We start from the raw sequence: 17,529 nt of genomic DNA, 5'->3' as shown, positions 1-17,529 counted from the left end.
TCCTAAAAAGATTTAGTGAATCAAGGCATTCACTAAATCCTCTTTATGGTAGAAAATTACACCTAAAGCCGCGTTGAAAGTGTGACCCCACCGACAATATCGGGCTTTTATGTAATAAAACTACACTTAGGGTAACTTGTTTGTTTAAAATTGCGTTGAAAATGCATCGACTTCGATAACTAAATATTATTCGAAGTTGTGATTTAACCTCAAAAATCTCATTTTTCAGTCAATAGCGCTTGAGATACTATACTTGCCCTCAAGCAAATTTTGATGAAGACGGCGTGACACGCACATAAGGATAGCAACTTGGAGTTAACTCTTTACGTTAAATTTTTTCTTGGCCTAGTTGCCATCATCAATCCGGTCGGGTTGTTGCCTGTGTTTGTGAGCTTAACCAGCCATCAAACTGAAGCTGAGCGAAATCACACGGGTAAAGTGGCTAACTTTGCGGTTGTGGTGATCCTCTTAGTCACGATTGTGGCGGGTCAGCACATTCTGAATATGTTCAGCATTTCGTTATCAGCCTTTAGGATCGCGGGTGGTAGCCTGATCGCCATTATTGCGATGTCGATGTTGCAAGGTAAGTTAGGCGAAGTGAAGCGTAACCAAGAGGAAGACCGCGAATCCTCGGCGATGGAGTCGGTGGCGGTTGTGCCTTTGGCTTTGCCACTGATGGCGGGACCTGGTGCTATCAGTTCGGTGATTGTCTTTGCCGCCGAGCATAATTCATTGTCGAACATCATTGCGATGTTCATTACTGTGATTGTGTTTGGTTTAGTGAGTTTTGGCCTGTTTAGAATGGCATCCGTCATCTATAAGATTTTGGGTAAGACGGGGATTAACGTCATTACTCGTCTTATGGGGCTGTTGATGCTATCCATAGGTATTGAAGTGATTGCGGCAGGTGTAAAGGGATTATTCCCGCAGCTCTTTAGCTAACGTCCTATTACCCCGCAGGATTAAGTTTTTCTTCTTTTACTTAAACGTATTGGAGTTTATCCCGTGCGTTTTTTTGTTTTTATCAGTGACTCGTTTGATGTTTATCCCACGGTTCACCTTACCCGAAAAGCCAAATCTAACGCTATTGATGAGACATGAGGTAAATCCTCTTTTATCAGAGGATTAACCTGAGTTTTCCCATAAGCCTTAGTCGTTATATGGTTAATCATATGCTATACCTAGTGTTTGGTTATTTGGTCTAACACTAAGTTTAAAAGGATATTTCTATGAAATGGCAATGGATTGGTAATCTCAGTCTAAAACAAAAATTATTAATGGTTGTCTTACCTCCCTTATTAGCCTGTTTCCTCTGCGGCACATTATACCTCATTGAAAAATATGAATATAAGCAAGATTTAACCTTAGTGGTGCAACTGAGTGAGTTGGCTGTTACAAACAGTAACTTAGTGCACGAATTACAAAAAGAGCGCGGTATGAGTGCAGGATTTATCGGCTCAGCAGGAAAAGCCTTCGCCAGTAAAATACCAAGCCAAAGACAGTTAACGGATACACAGCTTAGTCTCTATCAGCAATTTATCACTCAAAATCAGCTGCCAGCGATATTTGCTCCTAAACTTAAGGAACTTAATTCACAGTTAGGGCGATTAAATTCAATTCGCTCACAGGTGGACAGTTTAAGTATCAGCGTCGCCGACGAAGTCGCCTATTACACTCAGTTAAATAAGTTACTACTGGCGATAGTCGATGAAACCGCAAAAACGGGTGCCAACCAAGAAATCGCCATCAAAGCTGCTGCCTTTAGTGCTTTTTTGCAATTAAAGGAGAGGGCGGGGATAGAAAGGGCGGTGTTAAGTTCAACATTCGGCCAAGCCGGATTTAAGCCTAAGGTTTACGCTAAATTTATTACCTTAGTGTCGGAGCAAAATACCTATCAAGAACGGTTCTTAGCATTAGCAGACTCAGATTTGTTAGCGGCATTTAATCGTTTGCAGAGTTCTGCGGCAATGCACGATGTTGAGTTGTTACGTCAGCTTGCATTTGAACAAGACAATCAAAAAATCCAGCAACAAAGTCCCGAAGATTGGTTCAGTAAATCGACCGCGCGGATTGAGTTATTACGTGGATTTGAACAACAAGTCTCGGCAGATTTACTCAATACCACCCATGAAAGATTATCCTTAGCAAATGAGAAAATGTTCTTAGTGCTTGCGACCTTAATTTCAGTATTAGCGATTGTGTTGATATTGAGTTTATCTGTGATCCGCTACTTGCACGACAGCGTGCATCATTTATATTCGACCATTACGCAAGCCCGTAAACATTACGATTTAAGCGTGCGTTTGACTCAAACAAGCTCGGATGAGTTTGGTGAACTTGCCATCGCCTTTAACGACATGATGAGTGATTTTGAAAAGGTGATCCTGCATGTGCGTGCTAGCGGCGCGAAACTACAGCAAGCGGTAGCGCAAATGGACCTTTGTACCCACGCCATGGAGCAAGATGTGATGGCGGGCCACAGCGAGGCAGAGCAAGTGGCTTCGGCGATGACTGAAATGAGTGCGACAGTGGCCGAGATTGCCAGCAATGCCGTGCAGGCATCCGAAGCGTCCTCCGCCGCCAATATAGAGGCTAAAGAAGGTAACCTCGAAGTCGGCCGAACCAGTAAAGCGATCAAAGCCTTAGCCGATGATATCAGTGGAGCCTCTAAAGCCATCAACGACTTAGAACGTGAAATTCATGGCATAGTGGTTGTGCTTGAGGTGATCAGCAGTATTGCAGAGCAAACCAATCTACTCGCACTCAATGCCGCGATTGAAGCCGCGCGAGCTGGGGAGATGGGCCGCGGCTTTGCCGTTGTTGCCGATGAAGTCCGCAGTTTGGCACAGCGCTCACAAACCTCGACCTCTGATATTAAAAACATGACAGATAGATTGAAGGCAGGGGCGAACATTGCGGTAAAAGCCATGGACAGAGGCTTGGCGCAGGCGAATAACAGTGTTAATGAGGCCGAGCAAGCGGGCGTTGAACTGAAACGGATTGTGGAGCAAGTCGACATTATTGACCGCATGAACGAGCAAATTGCCACCGCAACCCACGAGCAATCGGCCGTATCCGAAGACGTAAACCGTAATGCATTGAAGATCAGTGAGATTTACCTCAATACCCAAAGGATCTCCGATGAGCTTAGGGAACTGACTAAAGCCCTGACATATGACGCGAATTTAATGTCAAAAGAAGTACACAAATTTACCGTCAATTAACGACATAAAACGGTGAAAAGATTCAGGAAATGACGGCGGTTTGTTTAGCAATTGCGCAACCGCCTGAAACTGAGTCTTTTTTACTTGACCCCCTTTAGGCTTTTGCGTACAGTACCGCTCCGTTAACGATGAAAGCCTCTCGGCAAGGCTATATGAAATCGCTAGCGATTGTTAAACGTGAAAGATTAACCACGCTAACATAAATCGACATATGGTGAGGTGTCCGAGTGGCCGAAGGAGCACGCCTGGAAAGTGTGTATACGGTAACGTATCGAGGGTTCGACTCCCTCTCTCACCGCCAAATTCAAGTTTAAAGACGTCCTAGGACGTCTTTTTTCTTATCTGTTTTTTATAAAAATCAATAACTTACAATCCTATATTGTTTAATGCCATCCTACAGCATCCGAAATCTTTAGTAATGCCAAAAGTAATGCCAAGGAAATTTGGCAAATTTTGGCATTACTATTTACTTCAAAAAATACCCATTTTTTATGCCGTTTTTTTACTTGATTTTCTCGATTTTATAGCCCAGATTTAACTTGGCAATATCCTGATTTATCTGAATTTATTCAGTGATAAGTAATGCTTGATTTTAGAGTGCGAAATAATGCCAAAATCAAGCATTACTTTGGGGCTTAATTTGAGGGAGGAGAACGGTATGGGAAGAAGTACAAATAAGCTGACTGCAAAAGCGGTGCTCAATGCTAAAGCGGAAGCAAAGCCCTATAGATTGTCAGATGGTGGCAATCTCTATCTCTATGTGCGCACAGCAGGGAAAACATGGGAATTTAGATACATACGTCCCTCCACCAGCAAACCCACCTATTTTGGTTTAGGCTCATATCCTGACGTATCCTTAGCTGAGGCGCGAGATAAAGCACTAGAAGCGCGAAAACATTTGGCCGAAGGCATCGACCCTCAATTACTTAAAGTTGAAAACAAATTAAAAGCAGCAACAGAGAACGCTCAAACTCTCAAGCATATTGCGCAAATGTGGATGGACTCAAAGCAGGGCAGTATTAAAGCTAAAACCATTCAAGGTAATTGGCGCAAGCTTGAGCTGTATGCCTTCCCTAAGCTGGGAAGTATTGCGATTAGCAGACTGACGGCTCCCATAGCCATTGCCGCGCTAAAGCCCCTAGAGCAGAGAGGGCATCTTGAAACGGTTAAACGTACCGCTCAGTTGCTGAATGAAATCATGAACTATTCGGTTAACTCTGGTTACATTCATGCCAATCCGTTGTCAGGTATTCGAGAAGTTTTTAGAAAAAGCAAAGTGGAACATCTGAAGGCATTAAAACCAGCAGAGCTAGCTGAGTTGCTGCAGATCGTCGCAAACGCTAATTTACTGTTAACGACTCGGTGTTTGATTGAATGGCAATTGCACACAATGACCAGGCCAAATGAAGCGGCCGGAGCCCGTTGGGAAGAAATCGATTTTGATGCCAAACTTTGGACTATTCCTGAATCGCGCATGAAAATGAATCGTGAGCATATTATCCCGCTTACAGAGCATACCCTCGCGATACTGGAAACTGTTAAGCCGATTGGTGAACACAGCCAATTCGTTTTTCCGTCTTCTAAAGATCCCAAAAAGCACACAGATCCAGAAACCATCAACAAAGCATTAGGGCGCATGGGATTAAAGGGAAGAACAACGGGTCATGGTTTACGCTCGCTGGCGAGCACTACCTTAAACGAACAAGGCTTTGATGGTGATGTTATTGAGGCTGCGTTAGCCCATGTTGATAAAAACCAAATCCGCAGTGCCTATAATCGCACTACCTATCTAGAGCGACGTACCAAGTTAATGGAGTGGTGGAGCAATCATATTGCCACTGCAGCAGTGGGCTCTTTGTCAGTAACTGGCTTAAGAGATCTGAAAGTGGTTTAGAGAGGATTTAGGTTAGGCCAACACTCCGGTCATCCTCGTGGCTTTACTGTGATTTTATCCTTATTTTATCTAAGCAAAAGATTTGTCTCAAATTTTAGAATGAAATGGGATTTTGGTGCTATTTCTGCTATTAGTAGTAAAAATAGCAGGTTAATGTGGAGTGGTAGCTTCAATGGGTCGAATTATAGAGTTATCGAAAATAAAGTTAAACACAGATTTTACCAGTGTTTTGGTTTATCTATTTGAACAAAATAAACCTGTTTTAATTGAAGTTCCCGCTAACATAAATGTCTGGGTTACCTACAAAGGTGATAAAAGTTTATTCAGAAGAAATTTGCGCACAACCCGTGGCTTAAATGCTCATACTAGGTTTAAGGGTAAACCTAATGTCGTTAAACCAGTATTTGATGCTCACTTAATTAAACATGCTTCATATGTTCAGTTGAAAAAAGAAGATTTAAATGTGCTTTTAAAACAAAGGCGATGCAGCGTAAGAAATCCTCTCGCTATCTTGTTTTTTGATTCAAATGGTGATATTGAAATTCTTGATGGAAAGGGATGTCAAACAGAATATTTACGCCAAAAACAAGGTTCGATGACTGAGTTTGATATGTTTATTGCTAGAAATTCTATTGAAGTAGAATTTGTTTTTTCAGCTAAATCAGTAAATGAATGGAAGGAAAATAATTGCATTGAAAATGAGTTTAAAGATTTAAAGGCATCTGTTGATTCAGTATATGTGTATGAAATGGATGTTGTTAAATTTATTGTCGAAGATGTAGATAAAAAAACATCTATAAGCGATATACCAATAGATAGTCCTTACTATATTGATGACATGTTACGTAAAAAATCAGACCTTGACGAATTATCTATCTTAGGTTTCCGTTATTATTGGGGGAAAACAGCTAAGCTACCTAAAGCTAAAGGATTGGTAGAGTTGATTATGAATCAACTCGGTTATGCTCAAAAAAAGGCAGAAGCGGCGGCTTTTTTTCTCAACCCTAATCCTGATGGTCGATGCGGTAAAACTAAATCGATTGCAGATGGTTGCCAGTTTCCATACTTAACTCACTGCCTCGAGCATTTTTGGCATCATAAGCAGGCTTACGATAAAAATATAACATCTGAAATACAAAAGTTTTTAGAGGGATCAGAGGGAGAAGGCTTTTCGAGTGATAATGCTAAATATGCTGAATTAATTTTAAGACCGAGAGAATTTCTTAGGGCACCAAAAAAACGCATATAATACAATTAATAATGCATTTTAGGTGAGCTAGGGGGACCGTTTTCACCCCGTTTATTCATGCTTGATAACCATCTAATCTCAGGGTTGTAGACGTTTATTCACAACTCTGAGGACGATTATGAACACAACTCTCACAAGCAATTCCATTATTAGACTGAAGACCTTGGTTCAGCTTACAGGGCTTTCGCGTTCAACTATCTACGATAAACTCAATCACAAATCCCCCAGGTTTGATCCACTTTTTCCTCGAAAAGTTTGCCTTGGCGCTCGTGCCGTTGGCTGGTACATGCAAGAAGTCGAACAGTGGCTACAAGGTAGAAGATTTTACTGACCTTAAGAGTGATTAACTTATTAAATAAAGGTGGATTATGAATAGTTATTATTACCAGAAATTATTTCCAATCTCCTACGGTTATGTTCCAAATCTAACCGTCGCTCCTAAGATGGAGAAAGCGTTTGAAGAAGCAAGAGCATTTCTGCAAGCACCAGACGGTATGATCTTGGCTTGTCAGTTAACGTCGATGGCAACCGCTATGCAAGGGGTGTTCAATGTTGAAATTCCAACTCGGAAAATCGCTCCAGTATCACTCATGGTAATGACCATTGCACAATCGGGTGAACGTAAATCGACCGTTGATAACTTGTTCATGGGAGAGATTAAAAGTATTGAAAAAGAACAAGAGGCTGTTTATCAGAAAAGTTTAAAAGACTACAACATTCAGATGGATATACATAAGGAAAAAAAAGCAAAATTAAAAAAGACTATTACGCTGGATAATGCTGAAAATGAACAGACAACCCAGCAATTGGTAGCATTATCTGAACAAGAACCTACAAAACCTCGAGCCCCTAGAGTGATATATGAGGATACCACCAGTGAAGCGTTACTTGATGGTTTAAAAAATGATCTGCCTAATGTTTTTTTCGGCTCCAGTGAAGGAGATCTAATATTTAAAAGTAGGGTTATGAGCAACTCTGCTAATTTTAACCCGATGTGGAGTGGTGATGATATGACGGTAAATCGAAAAACCTCACCATCTTTTAAATTAAACGATATTCGACTATCGATGCATATCATGGTGCAACCAGATACGTTACAGAACTTTTTGAATAAGTCTAACGTTAATGTCCGTGATAATGGCTTTCTATCTCGGATGTTGGTTTGCGAGCCACTTTCTACCTGTGGTTTTCGCCAAGCTAATGGTCATCGGCATTCCCGTGAGGGTATCGAAGAGTTTAATTGCAGGATTAGACAACTACTCGAGCAGTCATTGGGATTAGTTGATTATCGGCATCGACAAAAGGTGGTTTTTTCTTCGGCAGCTGAAAAAGTCTGGTGGAATATTTATAATGACATCGAAACTAAAATGGCTCCCGGGGGCATGTATGCATGTGCAAGAGACCATGCATCCAAGTTATCAGAGAACATTGCCAGAGTTGCCGCCTTGATCCATTGTTTTGAACATCCAGACGATTTTGAAATATCTTTAGAATCCTTGTGGTTAGCCGTTGAGTTGTTAAGTTATTTCTCAAATGATTTTATGCGAGTCTTTTGTCCTCCACCTAAATATGTGCTGGATGCATGTGCGCTGAACGAATGGCTGAAGCCATTTGCCGCTTCGGGAATAAGATACATAAGAAAAAATTATATTTTACAATATGGTCCAAACTGTATTCGTAAAAAAGCCGACTTACAAGCTGTATTAGATTATATAAAGCAAAGCAACCCAATGGCAGAAATTATGATAGATAAGACTAGAGTAATGGATTTATTTTGCGATCTTCCTCCTGACAATGCCAAATTAGCTGAAAATCTGGCGCACTATTCATGAGTGTTACTTTTTAATCAAAATAAGTCGTTTAACGTTTATTTCTCAAGATTTATTTATTTTGCTCATAGTATGCATATTAATTCAGAGTGGTGATAAATATTGATCTCAGTAAACTTATTATCTAAATTTAAAGTTTCGCTTGAACTTGGTTGGTTTTCGATAATTTTGATTTAGGGTTTTAATAGTATTATATCTGTATTTTATATATTACTTGCTTAATGTTATTGATTTAGTTGTCTGGTGTATTGCTTGGGTGTTTCGTATTCATCAAATTTAGTTTATTAATTTTGAATGGTTGACTACACCCTTTAAATAATGATGGGAAAGGGAGGGTGAGTTATGGATAGTATTTTTAATAGGAATTTAACGGTGTTAACAACACCTCGATATGATGGATTGCAAACACTTTCTTTTAAGAATGGTGCTATTGAAGAATATCTGAATAAAATTACAAAGGTTATAAATGGCGTGGTCATGGAGTATTCAAAGGTGTTTGCGATAAGAGTTGATCTACGATTTCCTGATACGTTTGAATCGAGTGATACAGCAGTGATCACCCGTTTCTTCGAATCATTGAAAGCCCAGTTAAAAGCGGATTATCAGGCGAAACTACGAAACACAACTGACGGTCAGGTTCATGCAAGTGAGTTATTTTACATTTGGGTTAAAGAGATGAGTGGAAGGGATAAGTGTCATTACCATGTCTGTTTGTTCTTCAATGGCCATGCATATAAAAGTTTAGGGAAATTTGAATTGGGTCGGGCTAATATGTATAACAGAATACACAAAGCTTGGGCGAGTGCACTAAGGTTAGATATTTTCAATGCTCAAGGGTTGCTCCATTTCCCAGAAAATGCTCAATATTTACTGTGTCGTAACCAAGCTGATTTCACTTACATTTACCAAGACTTGTTTAAAAGATTAAGTTATTTTGCTAAAACTGACACGAAAATTTATGGGAATGGCAATCACAACTTTGGTTGTAGTCGCGTATCAGCATGATTACCAAGTGATTCGCTTACTAAATGAGGTTGCTGGTGGAGTGAGTCAAAATAAAGGAGTGATGAGCAAGGGATTAAGCCCCCTTGCTTTAGCGTTCATATAGAGCAATGGCATTTTCACCCTGGCAGACTTGAGACATAGTCCACTAGAACACTCCGTAGCGCAGCCAGATCAATAGCCAGCTTCCTTTTGATGTCGAACACACAATACGGTCAATCGTTCGCTGCCATCATACTGGTACATTGCCAGATAACCGGTGTCACCAAAGTCGATAAGCAGTTCCCTAAAACAATAGTCATTGCCATAGATAGGACGACCACTTTCGGAATTACAATAAACTAGCTAACGAAGACGGTCACTTGTTGTGAATTTTTTGACATGCCTTGATATGAAGCCTGCTAAAATAATAGATGGTTTAAACGAAACAACCGATAGAGGCAGGGAGCAAAGCAATGACGATAAACTATCGAGCTATTCATACTCGCAGTCCATGGCGAAAAGCACGACATTCATCGGTAGAAATGGCTATTAAAGGCCCTGATGGAGCCTTAAACTTGTTGAGAAGAAAAGGGCGTGTCGGAAAAAATGGGATGATTATGGTTCCGTGTCATGCGTCTTTGTGTGGGAATCTGGTGAAGATTCGGGGTATGCATTTAGGCTGAAAGCTACGTCAACGACAGATGTTGAAGGTGTGATAATTCCAATAGATAAATTGTTGGCCCATGAACAAACGAGTAGCTGTAGTCAGGTAGATATTGATAGGTATTTTTCGAGTCCAGAATTTACAAAATTTATGTGACGTTACTTATATGTTATTTAGTTAGCAAAGGAGTGTATATGGATAACAGTAAACTAATCAAAATATCTAACGAAAGTGCTGCAAAGGCTTTTATACGAGGAGAGTTTAGACGGCTCAGGGAGCTTTTTAATTCGGTGAATGATAAGCATAATTTAGCGTTTGAAAGAAAAAATAAAACATTGAAAAATTTTTATCAACTACAACTTGATATCAATCGAGAATCTTTGTCTGAGTTATTGATTGAACATAAAACTTTTAACAAGGGAAAAACCGCAGAGCTAACAGAATATATATATGTTGGCGCCACGGCTATTGACATAGAAGGTTATAAATATACAAAAGATGAACATTTTTATCCACTTTGCTCCCACGTAGTGGATAAAAAACGGCCTATGCGAAATGATGGATATTGTATCAGAGCATTAGTGTATATATCTGAGCATGCAATGGCAAGAATGATTACTCGTAATAGTAAACAGAGCATTAAAGTCGTTGTTGATACGGTAGCAGGTATATTTAATGAGAATACAATTAGAATGATTTACTCAGATGCCGATGTGAAATTTGAAGATTTTGTTGTGGTTACAAGAAATTGCTATATACCTTTTGTTCGTCAAGAAAACTCAGGCATTCCAATAATGAAAACATGGGTACCGGAGGAACATTGGGATGATAAAAATTACATGAAATTATCGAATTTAGCACATTCATTGACTGCAGGTGAAATTAGGGTTTTTGAGACTAGTGTATTTAACTCGGAAGTCTATCTATCTCCTAATTGATAGTGGAGTGAGCTGCAGATATATTATGGCGATTATTTTAGTATTGGACAGGCCTTTTTTATCATCAGTGATACAGTCTAAATTTAAAAGGTAAAGCGGTCAGTTAATTCATCGAGCGTCAGGCTTAAATACGAAGAGCTAAAGGTCAGCGTTCTAAATCAGCTAACGCAGTGGCAGTGAAGACTATTTGTGGCAGGTAGGGGTAGCCTTTTCATTTTCACTTCCCCAGGACTCCAGCCAACTCACCACTTCGTCACCGGTGACATGCAAGCCTGATGTCTGGTGTTCTTCCCATGCGCGTAACGCTTCTTGCTGCAGTGCCTCGCGTTTCTCTTCTCTCTCAACGTATTCACGGATCGCTTCACGCATCATCCAGTGTGATGAACGTTTACGCGTTTCAGCTAAATGCTCGACTCTGGCTTTAATATCGGCATCTAATTTAACCGACACGGGTTTGATTGTGCTCATCTGTTACTCTATAGGTAATGCTTAGTACTACTAGGTAATACCTTAGCATAACGTGGTACAAAAAAATAATGATTACACGGTTTACTCGTCAGCTCGAGCAACGCAATAAAGCTCAAGGATGATAGAAGATAGTTTGTATCGCTTAACTGGGCATAAATGGTGCTTCAGTATAAGGCTAATCTTTAGCGTTAACGCACTGAGCGTAATCGCAATAGGAGTGAAAACGATAGCGGTAAGTGATGCCGCTTCGTTTAGAGGGGTTGGCTAATGGGTGACTGAGTACTCTCAATATTGCAGGTGAAGCATCATGACCTTAACCAATGCCATGCATCGGCTATCAGCTCAGCACCGGCTTTTACGCCATTGATGCCCACTTCTGCTGTCGTCAGCACGGTGTTTAAGCCGGTTTCTACACTGCCCGTGACGAGCTTGATCCCAGCATCAGTTATTTCTCCTTGACGTAAGCAAGCATAACTTTCACCTAGAGTTTGGCTGGTGCCTTTTAGTAGGCATTCGGCAGGTTTAGCGACAAGATCTCCAGGTGTCCCTAGTAGTGTGTTGACGTTGTCGGGTAGCCCTAGGTATTCACCGGTCATTTTGATGGCAGTAGAGGCTAACACGACGTTTGCGACAGTCCCCGTGGCAAGCTTTGACGCGCTCCTCCCCAGTAAGCCTGCTCTGGCGGAGCCTTGCAGCGCAATGTGGGTGAGATTACTGACTTGATTGGAGGTGCTACTTCCCGCTAAGCATTCATTGACGAAGTGCTCGCAATTATTGGTAGCAACGCCGTATGGGCTGTGACCCAGTTGACTGCGCGCTAGCTCAATGGCCTGATAGGGAAACAGCGTGGACTTTTTCACTCTGATACTGTGGCCACCAGCAAATTGCTGCAGGTCGATTTCTTCGATGATGCCCTGCTTAGATAAGTGAATCACATTGCCATGGCCAACATAGAGGCCATGGTGTTCGGTTAAGCCAAGCGGATCGATATTGGTGACCAGATGATCACCTGGATGAAATTTATACATGGTATGTACTCCAAGAAAAACAACGCAGATACCCCTAGGTCGCATCTGCTAATAGGGTTGAATAGGGCGTGCTGATTGACCTCAGATTTCTAGCTCGACAAAGCTTTATTGATTTGCTGTTGAGTAATGCCGATATAACGCAGGGTGACCGCTTCCGATTGATGCCGCAGCATGCGCATCACCCGGCCAATGTCTTTGCATGCTTGATACAGGTGATACCCCCGGGTTTTACGCATCGAATGGGTGCCCAGGGCTAACTTGATATCGTCACCGACAAAGGCAAACGCTTTGGCGACGGCACGCCGTGTCAGCGGTTTCGCGGGGGCCTGCCGGTCTTTGGTCTGGCTTGAACGGTGGGATTGGAACAGGTAGATATGCTCGGGGTGGCGCAGGTGGATCGCCTCAATCAATGCCAGCGTCTTCGGGTTGAGCTTGATGCTGGCCCGTTTACCGGTCTTCTGCTCGATGATGCTTAAGCGATCGCCGTCGATATCGCTGAACTTGATGGCCAGTAAGTCAGAGATCCTAAGGGCCAGGTTAAGGCCGATATTCCAGACATCCGCCATCTGCTCACCAAAGTGACGTTCGAGCAGGTAACTGATAAGCTTGATGGTGTCGCGGTTCTTGACCGCTTCGACTTCGTTCATGCTTGGTTCCCTCAATTGGCTATGTAATGAATGTGGGCACCAGCACATCGCAAACCCGCATGGGGCCTGCGTTGCTTGGTTCCCAAAATACCTTTGTGGGCACCAAGTTCAGTCGGTGCTGACTTGAACCTGATAGACTTCCATCTCCACGTAGTTACAGAAGTTCTCCAGCAGCAACCTCACCAAGCTGTCGGCTTGCTCGAGGTTACAGCGGCCAAAGAAGCTGTTGTAGACCTGCTTCTCCTGAAACAGCACTTCCATTTCTTTCTCAAGCTCAGGGAAGGGCCCGCCGCAGTAGGCAAAGTCGGTGAAGTAATTGAGATACCAGCAATCCCCCTGGCGGTAGAGGTTGATCTCCACTGGATGATAACCACCTCTCTCCACACTGTAGTCGGGATCGCGGTAGTTCAGGGTGACGATGTTGAGACTCGGGTTATTGAGTGCGGCCAGTTGCCGTTCTAACAATTCATAAAAAGGCTCTGGCAGTGGCAGGATGGTTTCGTGGTGTATTTTCATGGTGGACTCCAAAACAAAAAGCCCGCTAACGACGGGCGTTGCAGGCGGGGTAGATTGTTGTTAACGACAGAGGCTTGACGTAATCACTTAGGGTAACAAGGGCGCGGGTGTGATATTGGCTATTTTACTGGTTTACTTTTTCTTAATGATGAGCCTATCGCCATTGATATCACTGAACTTAATCGAGACAACGTCGTAGATCCTAAGGGCAAGGTTAAGGCCGATATTCCACACATCGGCCAGTTGCGGGCTAAAAGCTCAGACATAGTCATGTTGACATATCAAGTTAATGGCCTTGCACAGGAGTGATATATATCTGAAAAGATTTGGGAATAAGGAAAAAGTTAAAAATTACTAGAAGGACATATGTAATGAGACACTAACCGATGAACTCATCATGAAGCCAGTCTGACAGGCTAACTTTTTGAATTGCAAATGTTTAATGCGCTACGTTATCTACACGTACATCGCAGAAGGAACATTCCCCAAACCAGTGTCACTCGATAGCCAAGCTGCCGCATGGGTAGAAAGTAAAGTGTAAAAGTGAATACTGGAAAGGATAGCGTAGTGGAATTATGCGGTGACAGAAATGCCTTTAATAAATCCTAAAATAGACGCTCCTGTCGACAGTATCTTGCTGGTTGTGCTTCGAAAACCGCTCAAATATGAGCGTAAGCACGCTATTTCTGCATGTTAATATAGATTAAAGTGCACTTTACTTAAAAAGTTTATACAGTTTGTAGTTACTAACACACAAAGTAACTGTACCAATATGTTTTTTCTGATCGTTCTTTCAAGAGATCGTGCTCATGTCTAGCGCAAATAACTGCCTGCAATTTAACCTGATTGGAAAATATTTTTCGCGCCGTAAAGCCCTTGCTTTAATCGATGATTCCCTAGTGATTATTGCTCAGAACGAACAAGTGTCTTCATGCTCGTTTAAAGATTGCAAACAGTTCGCAGTCTACGTGCCAGGGCTACTTGGTGGCGTGTTAACGATTTCCGTCGGCTCTAAGATTGAACAATATCGCTTTCTTTCTAAGCATCACGCAGAAGTTTTTGTAGCGTTACTCAATGGGAAGATTGCTGACTTTATATGTGGCTATCTTTCTCAAGTTTTCCAAGATTTTAACTCTTTTGTTGTTAATCGTTATCCGCGTGATTCTTGGCTTGACCAAATAACAGCATTATGTGCTCAACTGGCGAGAAACTATAGTCAACAGCAGGCACTTTGGGATGCTCATTTGGCGCCAGATTTCATTTCGCAGGTGAAAGAGATCGTATGTTTTCATCCTGTTCACCCAGAGGCTATTCGCGAATACCATGAATCTCATCAACTCAAGAAGCGAAGCAGCTTTTTTGACCGTGTTGAATCCAATCCTTTGACTCATGAGCAACGCCTTGGCGTGTTGCGTTCCAATGATAAAAACATGGTGCTGGCAGCTGCGGGTACAGGAAAAACCTCGGTAATGGTTGCCAAGGCACTCGACCTTATCGATCGTGGGTTAGCTAAGCCGTCTGAAATCTTAGTTCTAGCGTATAACAAAACCGCTGCCGAGGAGCTTAAACAACGGCTTGAAGAAAAAGCAAAAAAGGGCGGTATTGAACTGCAGTCCTCGCCGCATATTTCAACCTTTCACGCACTCGGTCGTAAATTGCTCCGTGAATGTGGCGTCCCTACCTACATGAGTGTGTTCACCGAAGATAATATCAAGTTAAAACAGTGGGTGACTGATTGGCTGACACGGTATTTGTTGTCTGACAACACTCGTATGTTGAGTTTTATCAGCTTGTTCCCAGAACCTGTAAATCCCTTTGATTTCAAATCTAACGATAATTATGAGCGTTATATTCGGGACAATGAATTCCGCACCCTTAATGGCGAGAAGGTCAAAGGTTACCAAGAACTTCAGATCGCCAACTTTTTGGTGATGAACGGCATCAACTATCGGTATGAACCGCCATATGTGAGTAAGCGGCGGATTGAAATAGGGTTCGATTATCGACCTGACTTTCATATTTGCGATACCCATGTATATATTGAACACTTTGGCATAGACAGGGAAGGAAAAACCAGACCTGACATAGACTACCTTGCTTATAACGAGTCCATGAAAAATAAGCGGCTCCTCCATGCTGAATGTGAGACCCGTCTAATTGAGACATTCCACTATGAATGGTTAGAAGGGACCCTGGAGTCCGGCTTGGAGCGAAAACTTATGGATGAAGGTATTGCACTAACGCCGATAGACCTCAAAGAGATCTTCAAGAAACTGGAAGATGAAGGGCTGGTCGCAACTTGGAGTGATCTGTTAGTAAAGGCATTGCAAGCAATCCGGGTTGAACGTCTCTCTGATGAGGCGATTCACGATCGATTAAAGCAATCTGGTATCGCTCAACCCAAAAAAATTGCCGATATTCTGGGAGCTCTTCACCGGGGGTATACCGAAGAACTTAAGAGCCAAAATGCGATTGATTTTGATGACATGATTATCCGAGCCACCGATGTGGTGAACGAAGCAAAATACACTCCAGAGTGGACCTACATCCTTGTAGATGAGTTTCAGGATATTTCAGCCGCTCGTATGGAGTTCATTGAGGCGCTCATTGATAAGGGGCCTTGCCCGACCTTAACAGTAGTGGGCGATGATTGGCAGTCTATATATCGATTCTCTGGTGGCAAACTAGAACTGACAACACGTTTTGGTAAGAAGGTCGGTAGCTATACCGAAACTAAGCTCCAGAAGACATTTCGCTATAACAACAGTATTGCGAACACGGCAGGTCAATTCATCATGGAAAACCCTGAGCAGTACAAAAAATATATCGAAACACATACTCAAGTCGATAGTTCGCAGGTGTATTTGCTGGATGATAAAGTGGGTAATAAAGACGGTGTTTATGAGCGTGTTGAAGAGGTTGTACTGAAGATCCGCGAAAACGACTCAGCAGGTAGTATTGCGGTTATTGCGCGCTATAACTATTTGCTCAATGATGCAAGAGCCGTACTTAAAGCCAGCAAATTGCTGGATGGGGTTCACTTTTGGAGTTTTCACAAATCAAAAGGTTTAGAAGCGGACTATTGCATTTTGATTGGTTTTTTTCAGGGGCGAAATGGCTTTCCGAATGAAAACCGAGATGAAGCGATTGTCGAGGCGCTTCTCCCCATTTTGGATTCGTTTAAACATTCAGAAGAACGCCGCCTATTTTACGTGGGTATAACGCGGGCAAAGAAGAAATCCTACATCATTGCCGATCCGACAGCGCCTTCAGAATTTATCACTGAGCTGTTGGCCCCCAAATATGACATCAATATTTTCTCTAAAGCGTTTCAGGATCAATACCGGAAGATCTTCAAATGTCCCTATTGTGTCGACGGTTATCTACGTTTATTAAAGGGGCAATATAGTGATTTTTATAGCTGCAGCACCGGATTAGGCTGTAAGGTAGGTAAAGCAAGAGTTTGCATAAAGTGTGGTGCACCCTCCGTTGATGGTCGTAGCGCCAGTGTGTGCAATAATACTGCTTGTCTGAATAGTTTGAGAATTTGTGAGCAGTGTGGGCGTCCGATGAAGCAACGAGAAGGCCGTTTTGGTAAATTTTGGGGATGCTCTGGATACGGCATTAAAGATGATCAATGCAAACATACTGTGAACAGTTGACTGATAAAATAATCGACTATGCTATCGCAAGGCAAATTCTTGCTTGCAGTTCAAGGTGACGCTGGTGGATCGCCTCAATCAACGCCAGCGTCTTCGGATTGAGCTTGATGCTGGCGCGTTTACCGGTCTTCTGCTCAATGATATTTAAGCGGTCGCCGTCGATATCGCTGAACTTAATGGCCAGTAAGTCAAAGATCCTAAGGGCCAGGTTAAGGCCGATATTCCAGACATCGGCCAGTTGCTGGCTATAAACTGTCTTTCGAGCAGATAGCTGATAAGCTTAACTGTGTATTGATCTTTAACGGTTTGAACCTCATTTTTCGCTATCGCGTGTTTTTGGGCACTTGCGTTGTTGAAAGCCGCATGGGGAAAGGGTTTGAGTGTCTCCGTTTTATGGTTACGGGAACTTGCTGGTGTTCAACAACA

At 42.3% G+C, this 17,529-nt stretch carries 13 protein-coding genes, 1 tRNA gene and 3 pseudogenes; 11 read left to right on the top strand and 6 right to left on the bottom strand.

Annotated elements, in window-relative coordinates; genetic code table 11:
• Positions 1-309 precede the first annotated feature (309 nt).
• From Q4Q54_RS05325 to Q4Q54_RS05285, 9 genes are all read left to right on the top strand, one after another.
• On the top strand, positions 310-942 hold the full coding sequence (locus Q4Q54_RS05325) for a YchE family NAAT transporter (RefSeq protein WP_006086441.1): 633 nt from the start codon (positions 310-312) through the stop codon (positions 940-942).
• 287 nt (positions 943-1,229) lie between these two features.
• The gene (locus Q4Q54_RS05320; protein ID WP_311987910.1) at positions 1,230-3,224 is read left to right on the top strand and encodes a nitrate- and nitrite sensing domain-containing protein; all 1,995 of its coding nucleotides are present in this window, start codon (positions 1,230-1,232) and stop codon (positions 3,222-3,224) included.
• A gap of 213 nt (positions 3,225-3,437) precedes the next feature.
• A tRNA-Ser gene (locus Q4Q54_RS05315) sits at positions 3,438-3,525 on the top strand.
• Between the two features lie 357 nt (positions 3,526-3,882).
• Entirely contained in the window at positions 3,883-5,118 is a 1,236-nt protein-coding gene (locus Q4Q54_RS05310; protein ID WP_311987909.1) for a tyrosine-type recombinase/integrase, read from the top strand.
• A 172-nt stretch (positions 5,119-5,290) separates the two neighbouring features.
• Positions 5,291-6,367 (top strand): cytoplasmic protein, encoded by a 1,077-nt coding sequence (locus Q4Q54_RS05305; protein ID WP_311987908.1) that lies wholly within the window; start codon positions 5,291-5,293, stop codon positions 6,365-6,367.
• A 118-nt stretch (positions 6,368-6,485) separates the two neighbouring features.
• Positions 6,486-6,698, top strand: coding sequence for an AlpA family phage regulatory protein (locus tag Q4Q54_RS05300; RefSeq protein ID WP_311987907.1), 213 nt, complete (start codon positions 6,486-6,488; stop codon positions 6,696-6,698).
• 37 nt (positions 6,699-6,735) lie between these two features.
• Positions 6,736-8,199, top strand: coding sequence for a YfjI family protein (locus Q4Q54_RS05295; RefSeq protein WP_311987906.1), 1,464 nt, complete (start codon positions 6,736-6,738; stop codon positions 8,197-8,199).
• Between the two features lie 339 nt (positions 8,200-8,538).
• Positions 8,539-9,201 (top strand): inovirus Gp2 family protein, encoded by a 663-nt coding sequence (locus Q4Q54_RS05290; protein ID WP_311987905.1) that lies wholly within the window; start codon positions 8,539-8,541, stop codon positions 9,199-9,201.
• An 837-nt stretch (positions 9,202-10,038) separates the two neighbouring features.
• Positions 10,039-10,782: a hypothetical protein gene (locus tag Q4Q54_RS05285; RefSeq protein WP_263166378.1), complete on the top strand. Its 744-nt coding sequence runs from the start codon at positions 10,039-10,041 to the stop codon at positions 10,780-10,782.
• A gap of 183 nt (positions 10,783-10,965) precedes the next feature.
• Here the strand turns inward: Q4Q54_RS05285 and Q4Q54_RS05280 are convergent, their stop codons facing one another.
• From Q4Q54_RS05280 to Q4Q54_RS05260, 5 genes and pseudogenes are all read right to left on the bottom strand, one after another.
• Positions 10,966-11,250, bottom strand: a complete 285-nt coding sequence (locus tag Q4Q54_RS05280; protein WP_311987904.1) for a CopG family ribbon-helix-helix protein — start codon at positions 11,248-11,250, stop codon at positions 10,966-10,968.
• A gap of 305 nt (positions 11,251-11,555) precedes the next feature.
• A complete protein-coding gene (locus tag Q4Q54_RS05275; RefSeq protein ID WP_311987903.1) occupies positions 11,556-12,278 on the bottom strand; it encodes a lecithin retinol acyltransferase family protein in 723 nt (240 codons plus the stop codon).
• A gap of 81 nt (positions 12,279-12,359) precedes the next feature.
• Positions 12,360-12,925 (bottom strand): annotated as a pseudogene (locus tag Q4Q54_RS05270) (site-specific integrase).
• Between the two features lie 108 nt (positions 12,926-13,033).
• Positions 13,034-13,441: a DUF2787 domain-containing protein gene (locus tag Q4Q54_RS05265; RefSeq protein ID WP_311987901.1), complete on the bottom strand. Its 408-nt coding sequence runs from the start codon at positions 13,439-13,441 to the stop codon at positions 13,034-13,036.
• A gap of 135 nt (positions 13,442-13,576) precedes the next feature.
• A pseudogene (locus Q4Q54_RS05260) lies at positions 13,577-13,696 on the bottom strand (site-specific integrase); the annotation flags it as partial.
• Between the two features lie 187 nt (positions 13,697-13,883).
• Between Q4Q54_RS05260 and Q4Q54_RS05255 the strand changes: the two are divergent.
• Positions 13,884-13,982: an AlpA family phage regulatory protein gene (locus tag Q4Q54_RS05255; RefSeq protein ID WP_248084376.1), complete on the top strand. Its 99-nt coding sequence runs from the start codon at positions 13,884-13,886 to the stop codon at positions 13,980-13,982.
• A gap of 268 nt (positions 13,983-14,250) precedes the next feature.
• A complete protein-coding gene (locus Q4Q54_RS05250) occupies positions 14,251-17,103 on the top strand; it encodes a UvrD-helicase domain-containing protein (RefSeq protein WP_311987900.1) in 2,853 nt (950 codons plus the stop codon).
• 55 nt (positions 17,104-17,158) lie between these two features.
• Here Q4Q54_RS05250 and Q4Q54_RS05245 read toward each other — a convergent pair.
• A pseudogene (locus tag Q4Q54_RS05245) lies at positions 17,159-17,430 on the bottom strand (site-specific integrase); the annotation flags it as partial.
• Positions 17,431-17,529: the final 99 nt, after the last annotated feature.

Source organism: Shewanella sp. SP2S2-4 (assembly GCF_031932025.1).
Lineage (GTDB): Bacteria > Pseudomonadota > Gammaproteobacteria > Enterobacterales > Shewanellaceae > Shewanella > Shewanella baltica.
Note: the sequence above shows the minus strand (reverse complement) of the source record. Positions and strands in the feature narration are given on the sequence as shown.

Bases quoted from the DNA above. Each gene is read 5' to 3' on its own strand.
- Q4Q54_RS05275 (WP_311987903.1), bottom strand. From the start codon at position 12,278: ATGTATAAATTTCATCCAGGTGATCATCTGGTCACCAATATCGATCCG.
- Q4Q54_RS05280 (WP_311987904.1), bottom strand. From the start codon at position 11,250: ATGAGCACAATCAAACCCGTGTCGGTTAAATTAGATGCCGATATTAAA.
- Q4Q54_RS05305 (WP_311987908.1), top strand. From the start codon at position 5,291: ATGGGTCGAATTATAGAGTTATCGAAAATAAAGTTAAACACAGATTTT.
- Q4Q54_RS05290 (WP_311987905.1), top strand. From the start codon at position 8,539: ATGGATAGTATTTTTAATAGGAATTTAACGGTGTTAACAACACCTCGA.
- Q4Q54_RS05320 (WP_311987910.1), top strand. From the start codon at position 1,230: ATGAAATGGCAATGGATTGGTAATCTCAGTCTAAAACAAAAATTATTA.
- Q4Q54_RS05300 (WP_311987907.1), top strand. From the start codon at position 6,486: ATGAACACAACTCTCACAAGCAATTCCATTATTAGACTGAAGACCTTG.
- Q4Q54_RS05250 (WP_311987900.1), top strand. From the start codon at position 14,251: ATGTCTAGCGCAAATAACTGCCTGCAATTTAACCTGATTGGAAAATAT.
- Q4Q54_RS05255 (WP_248084376.1), top strand. From the start codon at position 13,884: ATGCGCTACGTTATCTACACGTACATCGCAGAAGGAACATTCCCCAAA.
- Q4Q54_RS05310 (WP_311987909.1), top strand. From the start codon at position 3,883: ATGGGAAGAAGTACAAATAAGCTGACTGCAAAAGCGGTGCTCAATGCT.
- Q4Q54_RS05285 (WP_263166378.1), top strand. From the start codon at position 10,039: ATGGATAACAGTAAACTAATCAAAATATCTAACGAAAGTGCTGCAAAG.
- Q4Q54_RS05265 (WP_311987901.1), bottom strand. From the start codon at position 13,441: ATGAAAATACACCACGAAACCATCCTGCCACTGCCAGAGCCTTTTTAT.
- Q4Q54_RS05295 (WP_311987906.1), top strand. From the start codon at position 6,736: ATGAATAGTTATTATTACCAGAAATTATTTCCAATCTCCTACGGTTAT.